10 protein-coding genes are annotated in these 14,315 nt (G+C 74.0%); 5 read left to right on the top strand and 5 right to left on the bottom strand.

Annotated features, from left to right (window positions below):
- Window positions 1-28 precede the first annotated feature (28 nt).
- The 3 genes from recC to recD are packed head-to-tail and all read left to right on the top strand — an operon-like array spanning window position 29 to window position 8,627.
- Window positions 29-3,433 carry an exodeoxyribonuclease V subunit gamma gene (gene recC, locus ACFQ46_RS08585; RefSeq protein ID WP_380259076.1) on the top strand — a complete coding sequence of 1,135 codons (3,405 nt, stop codon included), beginning with the start codon at window positions 29-31 and terminating at the stop codon, window positions 3,431-3,433.
- Window positions 3,433-6,786 carry a UvrD-helicase domain-containing protein gene (locus tag ACFQ46_RS08580; protein WP_380259075.1) on the top strand — a complete coding sequence of 1,118 codons (3,354 nt, stop codon included), beginning with the start codon at window positions 3,433-3,435 and terminating at the stop codon, window positions 6,784-6,786. Before recC ends, ACFQ46_RS08580 begins: the two co-directional genes overlap by 1 nt.
- Window positions 6,783-8,627 (top strand): exodeoxyribonuclease V subunit alpha, encoded by a 1,845-nt coding sequence (gene recD / locus ACFQ46_RS08575; protein WP_380259074.1) that lies wholly within the window; start codon window positions 6,783-6,785, stop codon window positions 8,625-8,627. The genes ACFQ46_RS08580 and recD overlap by 4 nt, the downstream gene beginning before the upstream one ends.
- Before the next feature lie 25 nt (window positions 8,628-8,652).
- On the opposite strand, the gene ACFQ46_RS08570 is transcribed toward recD, so the two are convergent.
- The 5 genes from ACFQ46_RS08570 to ACFQ46_RS08550 form a co-directional block, all read right to left on the bottom strand.
- Window positions 8,653-9,033, bottom strand: a complete 381-nt coding sequence (locus tag ACFQ46_RS08570) for a VOC family protein (protein ID WP_380259073.1) — start codon at window positions 9,031-9,033, stop codon at window positions 8,653-8,655.
- A gap of 5 nt (window positions 9,034-9,038) precedes the next feature.
- Window positions 9,039-9,551 carry a hypothetical protein gene (locus tag ACFQ46_RS08565; protein ID WP_380259072.1) on the bottom strand — a complete coding sequence of 171 codons (513 nt, stop codon included), beginning with the start codon at window positions 9,549-9,551 and terminating at the stop codon, window positions 9,039-9,041.
- A 10-nt stretch (window positions 9,552-9,561) separates the two neighbouring features.
- Window positions 9,562-10,944, bottom strand: coding sequence for an NAD(P)/FAD-dependent oxidoreductase (locus ACFQ46_RS08560; protein ID WP_380161243.1), 1,383 nt, complete (start codon window positions 10,942-10,944; stop codon window positions 9,562-9,564).
- Window positions 10,945-11,025: 81 nt separating this feature from the next.
- Window positions 11,026-11,490, bottom strand: coding sequence for a VOC family protein (locus ACFQ46_RS08555; protein ID WP_380259071.1), 465 nt, complete (start codon window positions 11,488-11,490; stop codon window positions 11,026-11,028).
- On the bottom strand, window positions 11,487-12,074 hold the full coding sequence (locus ACFQ46_RS08550) for a DNA-3-methyladenine glycosylase I (RefSeq protein ID WP_380259070.1): 588 nt from the start codon (window positions 12,072-12,074) through the stop codon (window positions 11,487-11,489). The genes ACFQ46_RS08555 and ACFQ46_RS08550 overlap by 4 nt, the downstream gene beginning before the upstream one ends.
- 49 nt (window positions 12,075-12,123) lie before the next feature.
- Here ACFQ46_RS08550 and aroQ point away from each other — a divergent pair, with 49 nt between their 5' ends.
- Both aroQ and ACFQ46_RS08540 read left to right on the top strand, forming a co-directional pair.
- Window positions 12,124-12,564 (top strand): type II 3-dehydroquinate dehydratase, encoded by a 441-nt coding sequence (gene aroQ / locus ACFQ46_RS08545; protein ID WP_380161246.1) that lies wholly within the window; start codon window positions 12,124-12,126, stop codon window positions 12,562-12,564.
- 47 nt (window positions 12,565-12,611) lie between these two features.
- Window positions 12,612-14,276, top strand: coding sequence for an FAD-binding oxidoreductase (locus ACFQ46_RS08540; protein WP_380259069.1), 1,665 nt, complete (start codon window positions 12,612-12,614; stop codon window positions 14,274-14,276).
- The last annotated feature ends 39 nt before the right edge of the window (window positions 14,277-14,315 follow it).

The following is a 14,315-nucleotide window of genomic DNA, read 5'->3' as shown; positions in this document are numbered from 1 at the left end:
TGTCGTTCCCATCGGATAGACAGGGGGCGTGCTCCACGTCCACCGTTCCGAAAGCGCCACGGCCCTCGTCGCCGGCCTCGCCGACGTCCTGCGCCACCCGGCCCCCGGGGCGGACCCCTTCGCCCCCGACGTGCTGGCCGTCGGCGCGCGCGGGACGGAACGCTGGATCGCGCAACGCCTCTCCCACCACCTCGGCGCCGGGGCGGGCGGGGACGACGGGATCTGCGCCCGCGTCGACTTCTCCTCCCCGGCCGCCCTGCTCGACGGCGTCCTGGCCGACGTCGTGGCCCGGATCCGCCCGGAGGTGGCCGACGCCGTCGAGCGCTGGGCGCCCGAGGCCCTCACCTGGAACGTCCTCGAGGTCCTCGAGGACATCGCCCCGCTCGAGGGCCCGACCCCCGACGACCGCCCCGGGTTCGCCGTCCTGCGCCACCACCTCGGGACCGCACCGGGCGAGGACACGCCCCGCGTGCGGCGCACGGCCGCGGCCTCGCGCCTCGCCGACCTCTTCGCCCGCTACGGCGGGGCCCGGCCGGAGCTGCTGCGCGACTGGGCCGCGGGAGGCGACGGGGGAGTGCCCGCCGACCTGGCCTGGCAGCCGGAGGTGTTCCGCGCCGTGCGGGAGCACGTCGGCCTGCCCGCCCCCGCCGAACTGCTCGACGACGTCTGCACGGCGCTGCGGGCCGACCCGTCCCTGACCGGCGTCGGGTCGCGGTTCGGGGTCTTCGTCGTGACGCGCCTCGCCGCGAGCCGGCTCCAGGTGCTCTCCGCGCTCGCCGAGCACCGCGAGGTCCACCTGTTCCTCCAGCACCCGAGCCCCGCGGTGTGGGACGCGATCGCCCGTCGGGGCCCGACCGGGGTCCGACGGGGACCGGACGCCGACGACCTTGTCACCCACCCGCTCCTGCAGTCGATGTCGCGCGACGTGCGCGAACTGCAGGCGCGTCTGCGTCAGGCCGCCCCCGGCCACGGGGACGTCCACCACCCCGCGCCGCCCCCGCGCGACACCCTGCTCGGACGGCTGCAGGACGCCCTCGCCCACGACGAGGTCCCGCTCCCGCGGCCGGATCCGGGTCCGGGCGACACCTCGGTCCAGGTCCACTCCTGCCACGGCCGCGCCCGTCAGGTCGAGGTCCTGCGTGAGGTCGTCCTGGGCCTCCTCGACGCCGACCCCACCCTGCAGCCGCGCGACGTCCTCGTCATGTGCCCCGACGTCGAGACCTACGCACCGCTGGTGTCCGCGGTCTTCTCCACCGACTCCCACCCCGGCGGGGGCCTGCGGGTCTCGGTGGCCGACCGCTCCGCGCTGCAGACCAACCCGCTGCTCGGCCTCGCCGCCCGCCTGCTGGTGCTCGCCCAGAGCAGGCTCACCGCCACCGACGTCCTCGACCTCGCCGGCTCCGCCGCCGTCCGCGAACGCTTCGACCTCGACGACGAGGCGCTGGAGCAGATCCGCGAGTGGACCGTCGACGCGGGCGTGCACTGGGGCCTCAGCGCCCGGCACCGCAGCGCGTGGGCGCTGGGCAACCTCGCCCAGGGGTCCTGGCGGGCCGGGCTCGACCGCCTCCTCGTCGGGGTCGCCGTCGGCGGTGCCCACGAGGAGGACCTCGTCGGGCCCCTCGACGCCGCCGTCGTCCCGCTCGCCGACGTCGAGTCCAGCCGGATCGACCTCGCCGGACGCTTCGCCGAGCTCGTCGACCGCCTCGACGGGGCCGTGACCCGCCTGTCCGGTCGCCGCAGCGTCGCCGCCTGGTGCGAAGCGCTGCTCGACGGGGTCCTCGACCTCGCCGACACCACCGCGGACACCACCTGGCAGGTCACGCAGCTACGCCGTGAGCTCGGGGTCGTCGCGGCCGACGCCGCGCGGGCCGGGACGGCCACCGTCGGGCTCGCCGACGTCGCCGCGCTCGTCGCCGAACGCTTCGCCGGCCGCCCGCAGCGCGCGAACTTCCGCACCGGAGCGCTGACCGTCTGCACCCTCACCCCGATGCGCTCCGTCCCGCACCGCGTGGTCTGCCTGCTGGGCATGGACGACGGCGCCTTCCCCCGGGTCACCTTCCCCGACGCCGACGACGTCCTCTCCCGCGATCCCCACCTCGGTGACCGCGACCCGCGCAGCGAGGACCGCCAGGTCCTGCTCGACGCGATCTGCTCCGCGCGCGACACCCTCGTGCTCACCTACTCCGGCAAGGACGTCCGCACCGGCGCGAAGCTGCCCCCGGCCGTCCCCGTCGGTGAGCTCCTCGACACCCTCGAGGCGGCGGCCCCCGGCGTCAAGCAGCGCATCGTCGTCCAGCACCCGCTGCAGCCGACCGACCCCCGCAACTTCACCGCCCACGCCCTGGGTCGCCCCGGCGCGTTCAGCTACGACCGCACCGCCTTCGGCGGAGCGGCGACGGGCCACCGGGAGCCCGTCGCGCCCCCGGAGTTCCTGCCCGTCGGCCTGCCGCCCGCCCCGCCGGCCGACCTCGACCTCGACCAGCTCGTGCAGTTCTTCCAGCACCCCGCCCGCGGGTTCCTGCGCCAACGCCTCGAGGTCGCTTCCGCGACCCGGGAGGAGGAACCCGCCGACGCGCTGCCCGTCGAGCTCGACGCCCTGCAGAAGTGGGCCGTCGGCGACCGGGCGCTCGCGGCCCGGCTCCGCGGCACCGACCCGGGGGAGATCATCCGGTTGGAGTCCGCGCGGGGGGACCTCCCGCCCGGCCCGCTCGGGACGGCCGTCCTGCGCGACGTCGGGCCGGTGGTGGACCAGATCGCCGGGGTGGCCGCGGAGTTCGACACCGGCCACCCCCGCAGCGTCGACGTCGAACTCGACCTCACCGTCCCCGGCGTCGGGGAGGTCCGGCTCACCGGCAACGTCCGCGGGGTCAGGCCGGTGCGCGCCGGGGGCCGCGCCACCGGTGACGTCGCCGTCACCACCACCTTCTCCCGCGTCCGGGCCAAGCAGACGCTGCGCGCCTGGCTCGAGCTGCTCGCCCTCTCCGCGGCCGACCCCGGCACGGAGTTCCGCAGCGTCGTCGTCGGCCGCGGCGGCGGCGGCAGCGTCGGCCTGCTGACCCTCGGCCCGGTCCCGGCGCAGGTGGCCCGCGACCTGCTCGTCGACCTGCTGGAACTGCGCTCGCACGGTCTGCGGTTCCCGCTGCCGCTGCCCGTGGACACCACCTTCGCCTGGGCCCAGTCCGCCTGGAACCGGCGTCCCGACGAGGTGTGCCGCCGCGACGCCTCCCGGAGCTGGGTGTCGGAGCACGCCTTCGACAAGGAGGACAAGCAGGAGGAGAACGTCACCGTGTGGGGGGAGGGTGCGCCCGTCGACGTCCTGCTCGACTGGACCCCGCCACCCGGCGCACCGCCGGGCAGTCCGCAGACCTTCGCCGCTGCGGCGCAACGGGTCTGGGAACCGCTGCTGGGTGCCTACCGGATGGACGAACGCTGATGCCCGTCGAGGAGTTCGCACTCACCGGCCCGCTGCCGAGCGGGACCACCGTCCTGGAGGCCAGTGCCGGCACGGGCAAGACCTACACGATCGCCGGGTTGGTGACCCGCTACGTCGCCGAGGGGGTCGCCGCCGTCGACGAGCTCCTCGTCGTCACCTTCGGCCGGGCCGCCACGGCGGAACTGCGCGAACGCGTCCGCGAACGGCTCGTCGCCGCCCGCGACGCCCTCGCCGACCCCGCCGCGGCGCTGCGCTCCGAGGACGCCGTCATCGCCCAGCTCGCCACCGCCGACGTCGCGCAACGCCGGGCCCGGTTGAGCGCGGCCCTCGCGGGTTTCGACTCGGCCACGGTCGCGACGTTGCACGAGTTCTGCCGCCAGGTCCTCACCAGCCTGGGGACCGCCGCCGACGTCGACCCGACGGCGACGCTGGTCGAGGACGTCGACGACCTCGTCGAGGAGGTCTGCGACGACCTCTACGTCCGCTTCGCCGTGCGGCCGGGAGCCACCCCGCCGCCGTTCCCGCGCGCCGTCGCCCTGCGGATCGCCCGCGAGGCCGTGCACCGTCCCGACGCGCGGATCGAACCCCGGGGCACCGTCCCCGAGACACCCGAGAACCTCCGGGTCCGCTTCGCCGAAGGGGTGCGCCGTGAGGTCGCGCAGCGCAAGCGCTCGCGCCGCGTCATGGGCTTCGACGACCTGCTGACCCGGTTGAGGGACGCGCTGACCGCCGACGTCGCCGGTCCCGTCGCCTGCGAGCGGTTGCGGCGCAGGTACTCCGTCGTCCTGGTCGACGAGTTCCAGGACACCGACCAGGTGCAGTGGGACATCCTCCGGACCGCGTTCCACGGGTACTGCCCGCTGGTGCTCATCGGCGACCCGAAGCAGGCGATCTACGCCTTCCGCGGCGCCGACGTCCGCAGCTACCTCGAGGCCGCCGGCGTCGCGGGACGGACGGCGACGCTGGGGACGAACTTCCGCAGCGACCCCGCCGTGCTGCGGGGGACGGCGGCGCTGCTGCGGGGTGCCGCCCTCGGCGACGGGCGGATCGTCGTGCGACCGGTGAGTCCGCGGTGGGCGGCGGCGGCGCTCGTCGGTGCGGACGGCACCGACGATCCCGCCCCCGTCCGGTTGCGCGTCGTGGCGCGCGACGGACTGCCCACCACGGCCCGGACGGGGGTCCCCGCCGTCGCCGACGTGCGGAAGGTCGTGGCCCGCGACGTCGCGGAACAGGTCGTCGCGGTGCTCTCGGAGGGGCTCGAGGTCCGGGCGCGCACGGGCGGTGCGCCGCGACCCCTGGCGGCCGGCGACGTCGCCGTCCTCGTCCGGACCGGGGCGCAGGCGGTGCTGGTCCAGGAGGAACTGCGGCGGCGCAACGTGCCGTGCGTGCTCTCCCGCGGTCCCAGCGTCTTCGCCACCCCTGCCGCCCGGGAGTGGGTCTCGCTCCTCGAGGCCGTCGAGCAGCCGCACCGCGCGCTGCGGGTGCGGCGCGTCGCCCTGTCCGCCTTCGTCGGTCTCGGCGCCGCCGAGCTCGTCGAGCAGGGGGACCGCGCGACGGACCGGTTGTCCGTCGACCTGCGCGCCTGGGGTGGCGTGCTCGCCGAGCGCGGGGTGTCGGGGATGTTCGCCGTCCTCGGCGAGCAGTACCAGCTGGCCGGTCGGCTCCTCGGGATCGAGGGCGGCGAACGCCGCCTCACCGACCTGCGCCACATCGCCGAGGTCCTGCACGCCGAGTCCGCGCTGAACCCCGGCGGTGGGGTGTCGAGCCTGCTGTCGTGGCTGCGCGGTCGCGTCGACGAGGCCGCGGGCGACGTCGACCAGGAGAGGTCGCGGCGGTTGGACACCGACCGCGCCTCGGTCCAGATCGCGACCGTCCACACCAGCAAGGGCCTGGAGTTCGAGGTCGTCTGCGTGCCCTTCGGGTGGGACTCCACCGGGGGTGGTTCCAAGGACCGGCTCCCCGTCGCGCACGCCCCCGACGGGCCGCGCGCCCTGCACGTGGGCGGCGCCTCCGCACCCGGCTACGACGCGGCCTGCCGGGCCGCCGACACCGAGGACCTCGGCGAGGAACTGCGGTTGTTCTACGTCGCGGTGACCCGGGCGATCTCCCGCCTCCTCGTGTGGTGGGCGCCCAGCACGAACACCCAGCGCGGTGCGCTGCACCGGTTGCTGGTGGCCGACGACGTCCTCGACGTGCCCGAGAAGGTGTCGCTGCCCACCGACCCGGTGCTGCGCGACCGGCTCGGCGTGCTCTTCCCGCCCGGTTCCGGGGTGGCCGTCGAGGACGTGCCCGCCCGCGGGTCGCTGACGCGGCTGGCGAGCACGACGACGGCGCACACCGACCTCTCGGTCGCCACGTTCCGGGGGGACGTCGACCTCGGCTGGCGGCGCACGTCGTACTCCGGCCTGACCCGGGGCGTGCACGACGACCACGGCAGCGGGCGGTCGGTGCTCTCCGAACCCGAGGTCGGGGCCACCACCGACGAGGTCGACGCCGAGTCCGCCGAACCGGTCGACGCCGGTGACCCGCTGGGCTGGAAGGAGATCGGATCGCCCATGGCCGACCTCCCGGCGGGGACGGGGTTCGGGACCCTGGTCCACTCGGTGCTGGAGGGTTTCGACCCCTCCTCCCCGGACCGCCCGGCGCACCTCGCGGCGCTGGCCCGCGAGCAGTTCGCACCGCACCTGGCGGAACCGTTGGCCCTCGCCCTCGACCCGGTGCTGCGCACGGGGATGGGACCGCTGGCCGGGGGTCGCGCCCTGGACGGTTTCGGCGTGGCGGACCGTCTCGCCGAACTCGACTTCGAACTCCCGTTGGCCGGGGGCGACGAGTCCACCGGTGGGGGTTCCCGCCTCGGTGACGTCGCCGGGTTGTTGCGCCGCCACCTGCCGGTCGGTGACCCCGTGCACCGCTACGCGGACCTGCTGGAGGACCCCGTCCTCGCGGCCGAGGGGTTGCGCGGCTACCTCACCGGGTCCATCGACGCCGTCCTGCGCGCCGACGGCCGGTTCCTCGTCGTCGACTACAAGACGAACCGCCTCGCCGGGCCGGGGGAGGTCCTGACCGCCTGGCACTACCGGCGCGAGGCCCTCGACGAGGCCGTCCTCGCCGCGCACTACCCGCTGCAGGCCCTGCTGTACTGCGTCGCGCTGCACCGCTTCCTGCGCTGGCGCCAGCCGGGGTACGACCCGGCCGTCCACCTCGGTGGGGTCCTGTACCTGTTCCTGCGCGGGATGTGCGGGGCGGACGTCCCCGTGGGGCCGGACGGCGTGCCGCCCGGCGTCTGGTCGTGGCGGCCACCGGCCGAGCTCGTCGTCGCCCTGTCCGAACTGCTCGCCGGGAGGCACGCGTGACCAGCCCCGCCGCGACCGACGGGGAACCGGACCGCTCGGTCACGCTCGCCCGCAGCGCCACCGGCCTGCTGCGGGAGTTCAACGACCTCGGGCTCCTGCGCGCCGCCGACGTCCACGTCGCGCGCCGGCTCGGGGCGGTGACGGGGGAGGAGGACGAACGGGTCCTGCTCGCCGTCGCCCTCGCCGTCCGCGCCGTCCGGCACGGTTCCGTCGTCCTGCACCTGCGGACGGCCCCGGAGACCGTCGTCCCCGAGGACGTCGACGACTCCGGTGCCATCGCCGCGGTCCCCGTCCAGTGGCCCGAACCGCAGGCGTGGCTGGAGGCGGTGCGGCGCAGCGCGTTGACCGTCGAGCACGCCGCCGGTGCCGACGAGGACACGACCGCACCGCTGCACCTGGTCGGGGACGGGATCTGGCTGGACCGGTACTGGCGCCAGGAACTCACCGTCGCCCGCGACCTGCGCGACCGCAGCACCGCCGTCGCCCACTACGACCCGGCGCTGGTCGTCGAGGTGCTCGACCGGTTGTGGCCGGGGGACCCGGGCGACGACCAGCGGGTCGCGGCGGCGCTGTGCCTCTCGCACGGGGTCTCCGTGCTCGGCGGGGGGCCGGGGACGGGCAAGACGACGACCGTCGCCCGGTTGCTGGCCGCCGTCCACGCGCTCTCGCCGGGAACCCCGCGGGTCGCGCTGGCCGCGCCCACGGGCAAGGCCGCTGCCCGCCTGACCGAAGCCGTCGTGCAGGCGGGCGGCACCGAGGTGTTCACCGCCGCCGAGCGGGAGTTCCTGCAGGGATCCAGCGCCTCGACCCTGCACCGGCTGCTGGGGATCCGCCCCGGTTCGGTGCGGGCCCGCTTCGACGCCGAGCACCGGTTGCCGCACGACGTGGTCATCGTCGACGAGGCGTCGATGGTCGGGCTGGGGGTCATGGCGCGACTCCTGGCGGCGCTGCGGCCCGGAGCCCGGCTGGTGCTCGTGGGCGACCCGCAGCAGCTCGCCTCCGTCGAGGTCGGCGCCGTCCTCGCCGACCTCGTCGCCCCCGCGGGGTCCGGCAGCGCCCCGCACGGGGTCGCGATGCTGACCCGGACCCACCGCTTCGCCGACCGCGGCGGGATCGCGAACGTCGCCGCGGCCGTCCGGGCCGGGGCCACCGACGAGGTCGTCGACCTGCTGCGGGCCGGGGGACCGGACGTGGAGTTCCTCGAGGTCCCCGACGAGGAACTCGTCTCCGGGGCCGCGCTGGAGACGATCCGCGCCGACGTGCTCCTGCGCTCCCGCGCCGTCGTGGAGGCCGCTCGGGCGGGCGACGCCCGGGCCGCGCTGATCGCCCTGGACACCCACCGGATGCTCTGCGCCCACCGGCGGGGAACCCGTGGGGTCTCGCACTGGAGCTGGCTCGCCCAGCGCTGGGCGGTCGAGGAACTCGGGGTGCAACCCCGCACCGACGGTCGCTACGTCGGCCTCCCCGTCATCGTCACCGCCAACGACGCGGGCGTCGGCGTCTACAACGGCGACACCGGGGTGGTCCTGGAACGCGAGGAGACCCTCGTCGCCGCGATCGCCCGCGGCGAGGGACCGCTGATCGTCCCGCTCGCCCGGCTCGCGGCCGTCGAACCCGTCCACGCCATGACCGTCCACCGCAGCCAGGGCTCGCAGTTCGACACCGTCACCGTGCTGGCCGCCCCGGCGCGTTCCCCGCTGGCGACGCGGGAGATGTTCTACACCGCTCTGACCCGTGCGAAGGTCCGGGTCCGGGTGGTGGGGTCCGCCGACGCCGTCGCCGCCGCGGTCAGTCGTCCGCTGGCGCGGGCGACGGGGTTGGCGGACCGGTTGCGGGGGTAGGGCTCAGCGCAGCCGTCGGACCTGCTCACCCGACGCCGTCCAACCGCGTCCGCAGCAGGCAGAACTCGTTGCCCTCGGGGTCCTGCAGGACGTGCCAGCCCTCGGTGCCGTCCTGGCCGACGTCAGCGGGGCGGGCACCGAGCGCGAGCAGGCGCTGCAGTTCCTCGGCCTGGTCGCGATCGGTGGCGTTCACGTCGAAGTGCAGGCGCGACTTCGCGGTCCGCGGCTCGGTCGTGGGGGACAGGACGATCGTCGGGGCCGGCCCCCCGAAACCGCTCGCGGGGCCGATCTCGATGGCACCGTCGTCGACGTCGAGTTCGACGTAGCCGAGGACGGCGCACCAGAACTCCGACAGCTTCGCCGGGTCGTGGCACTCCAGCACGAGTTCGCTCAGGTGGCAGGCCATGGCACTCAGACTAGGACGAGCGCCGGTGGCAGGTCATCGCGTCGGGCCTCGCCGACGGCGGCGGCGTAGGCCGCCGGGTCCTTCGCTCCCAGTCCCGACCCGGTGCGGTGCAGGGCGGCCAGGAAGGAGGGCCAGTCGCGCAGCGCCGCTTCGAGGTCGACGGGGAGCACGTGGACGACGGTCCCGGAGAGCAGGTCGAGCAACCGTTCGCTGCCGCGGTGGGCCCGGTGGTGGTGGGCGTCGGCGTCGAGCACGACGCGTGGTTCGCACCCGTGGGCGCGGGCCACGGCCACGGCCAACGGCAGGACGTTCTTCCCGCCGACGGCGAGCACCGGGACGTCCACCAGAGCGGAGAACACCGCCACGTCGGTCGGGCCCTCGACGAGCAGGGCCTCGGAGGTCCGCGACACCGAACGCACGAAACCCGCCGGCAGCGCGGTGTGCGCCAGCCGACGGGCCCGGTTCGTGCTGATCCGCAGGGAGGCGGCGACGTGCGCCACCGCCTCCTCGCTGATCACGACAGCAGTGTCAGCCGACCTTGGGCTTCTCGGCGGCCTTGGGGTAGATGTCCGTGTTCTGCGCCGGGGTGATGAGCGCGTCCTCCGGACGGGTCTGGTTCAGCGCCACGGCCTGCGGCGGCAGGACGAGGTGCAGCGCCCAGTCGGTGAGCACGCGGATCCGGTTGCTCATCGCGGGGAGGGCGTACAGGTGGTACCCGCGGGCGACGATCTTGGCCGGCAGGCCGGTCATCTCGATGCCCAGCGGCTTGGCGACGGCGGTGCCGCCGCCGAGGTCGGCCACCAGGCCGAGGTCCTTGTGGACGTAGTCGGCGGCCTGGCCGATGCCGAAGCTGGCGGCGATGTTCTTGCCGACCGCGGTGCCCTGGCGCTGCGCGTGCTGCGCGGTGGGCGGGGTGATCGGCTGCGGGCCGTCGGCCGGCTTCGGCTTGGCGAGGTCGGGGACGGCGGCGGCGTCGCCGGCGGCCCAGACGTCCTCGGCGCCGGCGACCTTCATCTTGGCGTCGACGATGAGGCGACCGCGGTCCAGCGGGAGACCCATGGTGCCCATGAGGGGGCTGGCCATGATGCCCGCGCCCCAGATGAGGGTGCGCGAGGGGATCGGGGTCCCGTCGGTGAGGTTGATGACGTTGCCCTCGACGGAGGCCACGGAGACCCCGAGGCGCACGTCGATGCCACGGCCCTTGAGGGCGGACAGCGCGTACTGGCCCAGACGCGGCCCGAGCTCGGGCAGCACGGCGGGGGCGACGTCGATGAGCAGCCAGCGCACGTCGCGCACGTCGATGCTCGACCAGCGGTCGGCGACGCGGGAGAGCCAGCGGTGGGTCTGGGCGACGATCTCGGTCCCGGTGTAGCCGGCACCGACGGCGACGACGGTCATGCGCTCGGCGCGCTCGGCGTCGAAGCGGGGGTCGTCGGGCAGCGAGTCGGCCGCGTCGAGCTGGGAGAGCAGGTGGTCGCGCACGAACGCGGCCTCGCTGATCGTCTTGACCCCGCGGGCGCTCTCGGAGACGCCGGGGATCGGGAACCGGCGGGTCACCGAACCGGGGGCGAGCAGCAGCTTGTCGTAGGACAGCACCTGGGTGTCGTCGGTGACGACGCCGCGCTCGGACCGGGAGATGGTGACCGTCTTGGCCTCGGGGTCCACCGACGTGGCGTGGCCGATGACCAGCTTGTGACGGGGGAGGACCTGGCGCAGGGACACCGCGACGTGACGCGGTTCGATGACGGACGCGGTCACGTCCGGCAGCAGCGGCGCGTAGCTGAGGTGGTCAGTCGGGCTGACGATCACCAGCTCCGCCGTGGAGGCCGGAAGGAGCTTCTCGAGCTTCTTGCCGGCGTACAGGCCGGTGAAGCCACCCCCGACGATGACGACTCGCTGTCGATCGACCATGTGAACACCTTCTGTTCTTGGACTCGCCGGGACAGGTTCCCGCTTCGGTGCTCAGTCTTCCACCCGCGCGGGCGGGAACGTTCACGCGGGTGCGTCGGCCGCTGCTTCCAGCTCGGCGACGACGAGGCGCTTCATGCCCATCATGGCGTTCGTGGCCCGCCCGGCCCGTGCGCGGTCGGGGTCGCCGAGCAGCTCGTACAGCCGGTTCGGGACGATCTGCCAGGAGACTCCCCAGGGGTCCTTCAGCCAGCCGCACCGGCCCTCCGTACCGCCGTCGGCGACCAGCCCGTCCCAGTAGCGGTCGACCTCCGCCTGGTCGGCGCAGGCGACCTGGATCGAGAACGCCTCCGACTGAGGGTAGAGCGGTCCGCCGTTGATGATCGTGTAGGGCCGGCCGTCCAGGTCGAAGGACACCGTCAGCGGCGCCCCGTCGGGACCACCGGGCGACGTCGACGTGATGGCCGAGCCCGGGAAGAGCGAGACGTAGAGCTGTGCGGCTGCGAGGCCGTCGTGGTCGAACCACAGGCAGGGGGTCGTGCTGCTCATCGTCGATCCGCCTCGATCTCGTTCCGGGCCGGGCACTGCGCCAGGTGGTCGTTCACGATGCCACAGGCCTGCATCGTGGCGTAGGCCGTCGTGGGGCCCACGAAGCGGAAACCCTCCGCCTTCAGCGCCTTCGACAGGGCGCTCGACTCCGCGGTGAGGGCCGGGACGTCACTGGGGCTGCGCGGAGCCTCCGGACGCGGTCGCGGGGCGGAGGACCACACGAGGTCGGAGAGGCTCCGGCCCCGCTCGGCGAGCGCGAGCAGCGTCCGGGCGTTGGCGATCGTGGCCTCGACCTTGAGCCGGTTGCGGATGATCCCCGGGTCGGCCAGGAGCCGGGCGACGTCGTCCTCGCCGTAGGCCGCGACCACCTCGGGGTCGAACCCGGCGAAGGCCGCCCGGAAGGTGTCGCGGCGACGCAGGACGGTGATCCAGCTGAGCCCGGACTGGAACGCCTCGAGGCTGATCCGTTCGTAGAGCTCCCGGTCACCGTGGACGGGACGACCCCACTCCTCGTCGTGGTAGGCGGAGTAGAGGGGATCACCGTCACCGAAGCACCGGAACGGTCCGGCGGTCTGCACGTTCACCCGCCGAGCGTGGCACCCGGCTCCGACACGGGTCGCTACCGTCCACCGGGTGAAGATCCTCGTGCTCAACGGTCCCAACCTCGGCCGGCTCGGCAAGCGCCAGCCGGAGGTCTACGGGACGACGACCCTGGCCGACGTCGACGCCCGGCTGCAGCGCCTGGCCGCCGAGCTCGGGGTGGAGGTCGAACTGCGCCAGACCGACGCCGAGCACGAGATGCTCGCCTGGATCCACGACGCCGCCGACGCCCGCCTCCCGGTCGTGCTGAACCCGGCCGCGTGGACCCACACCTCGGTGGCCCTGCGCGACGCCTGCGCGGAGCTGTCGGCCGGACTGGTGGAGCTGCACATCTCCAACGTGCACGCGCGGGAGGACTTCCGGCGCCACTCCCACATCACGCCGATCGCGACCGGTGTGATCGCGGGACTCGGCACGCAGGGCTACGAGCTGGCGCTGCGGTTCCTGGCCACGCGTGTCGGAGGTGGCGCGTAGGCTCGCCCGCGACCGAGGTGCCGTGTGGACAGTTGGGGAGAGTCGTCGTGGTCGAGCACATGAAGTGGTGGGGTTGGGGCCAGGAGGGCGTGGCCTTCCACCACGAGGACAAGCCGAACCTGGCGCCGTTCGTGAAGCGCGTCTCCGGCATCGACTTCAACGCTCCGCCCGCGCAGGTCCCGGAGCTGTCCGAGCTGGACGTCCCCGGATCCCGTGCCCCGCAGGAGCTGCGCGACGCCTTCGTCGAGGCGCTCGGTGCCGAGCACGTCCACGACGACGACCTGGACCGCGTCGTCCACTGCTACGGCAAGTCCATGCGCGACCTCGTCCGCATCCGTCGCGGGGACTTCGGCCGCGTGCCCGACCTGATCCTCTACCCCGGCACCGAGGCCGAGGTGGAGACCGCCCTGCGGATCGCCCTGGACGCCGACGCCGTCCTCATCCCCTTCGGGGGCGGATCCAACATCGTGGGTTCGCTGGAGGCCCCGCGCGAGGAGACGCGTCCGGTGCTCTCCCTGGACATGGGCCGCATGCGCTCGGTGCTCTCCCTCGACGAGACGTCCCAGACCGCGCGCATCCAGGCCGGTGCCCTCGGCCCGGACCTGGAGGCGCAGCTCAACGCCCGCGGCTGGACGATCGGGCACTTCCCGGACAGCTTCAAGCACTCCACCCTCGGCGGCTGGATCGCCACCCGGTCCTCCGGCATGCAGTCCGACCGCTTCGGCGACATCGCGGACATCACCCGGGCCGTGCGGGCCGTGACCCCCAAGGGGATCGTCGCGACCTCCGAGGTGCCGGTGCAGTCCGTCGGGCCGTCGGTGCGGGAGATGATCCTGGGCAGCGAGGGTCGCCTCGGGATCATCACCGAGGCGACCGTGCAGGTGCACCGGATCGCCGAGGAACGGGTCATCCAGGCCTACTTCTTCCCCGACTACGCCAGCGGTCTGAAGGCGATGCACGACATCGCCGCCTCCGACGCGACGCCCAGCATCACCCGGGTCTCGGACGCGAACGAGACCCAGTTCACCCTGGCCACCTCCAAGAAGGGCAGTGCGCTGGGGCAGCTGCTCAACAAGGGCGTCCAGCTCTACGCGAGCAAGCGCAAGGGCATCGACCTCGAGCAGATGTGCCTGTCGTTCATCGGGTTCGAGGGGTCGGCCCTGTCGGTGCGCCGCAACAAGTCCCTCGTCGGCGACATCGTCAAGAAGCACAGCGGCTTCGGGGTCGGCTCGGGCCCGGGGAGCCTCTACGACCAGAAGAAGTTCGACACCCCCTACATCCGCGACTTCATCCTCGACCGCGGCGCCTACGGCGACGTGTCCGAGACCTCCTCGTCGTGGACGACGCTGAACACGTTGCACGACAACGTGGTCGCGGCGGCGAACAAGGCCTTCGCCGAGGTCGGCATCAACGGCTTCGTGTTCTGCCACCTCTCCCACAGCTACCACTCCGGGGCGTGCCAGTACTTCACGTTCGCCTTCCAGCCGCCGACGGACCGCGACGGTCTGGAGGCCTACGACGCCGTCAAGGGCGCCATCCAGCAGGCCTTCATGGACAACGGCGGAACCCTCTCGCACCACCACGCGGTGGGGCGTGAGCACAAGCGCTGGGTGAACGAGGACGTGTCGCCGGCGGGGGCCGAGATCATCGGTGCGCTGTTCACGGGGGTCGACCCCGGCCGCAACCTCAACCCGGGGGCCATCGTCGACTGAGGACTCAGCCACGTCCGCGGGGCGAGGACACGACCCGAG

The organism is Kineococcus sp. GCM10028916 (assembly GCF_042674865.1).
Taxonomy (GTDB): Bacteria; Actinomycetota; Actinomycetes; order Actinomycetales; family Kineococcaceae; genus Kineococcus.
Note: the sequence above shows the minus strand (reverse complement) of the source record. Positions and strands in the feature narration are given on the sequence as shown.

What these genes read in the sequence shown, in the direction of transcription:
- ACFQ46_RS08560 (WP_380161243.1), bottom strand. Translation starts at nt 10,944, where the DNA reads ATGGTCGATCGACAGCGAGTCGTCATCGTCGGGGGTGGCTTCACCGGC.
- ACFQ46_RS08555 (WP_380259071.1), bottom strand. Translation starts at nt 11,490, where the DNA reads ATGAGCAGCACGACCCCCTGCCTGTGGTTCGACCACGACGGCCTCGCA.
- ACFQ46_RS08570 (WP_380259073.1), bottom strand. Translation starts at nt 9,033, where the DNA reads ATGGCCTGCCACCTGAGCGAACTCGTGCTGGAGTGCCACGACCCGGCG.
- ACFQ46_RS08580 (WP_380259075.1), top strand. Translation starts at nt 3,433, where the DNA reads ATGCCCGTCGAGGAGTTCGCACTCACCGGCCCGCTGCCGAGCGGGACC.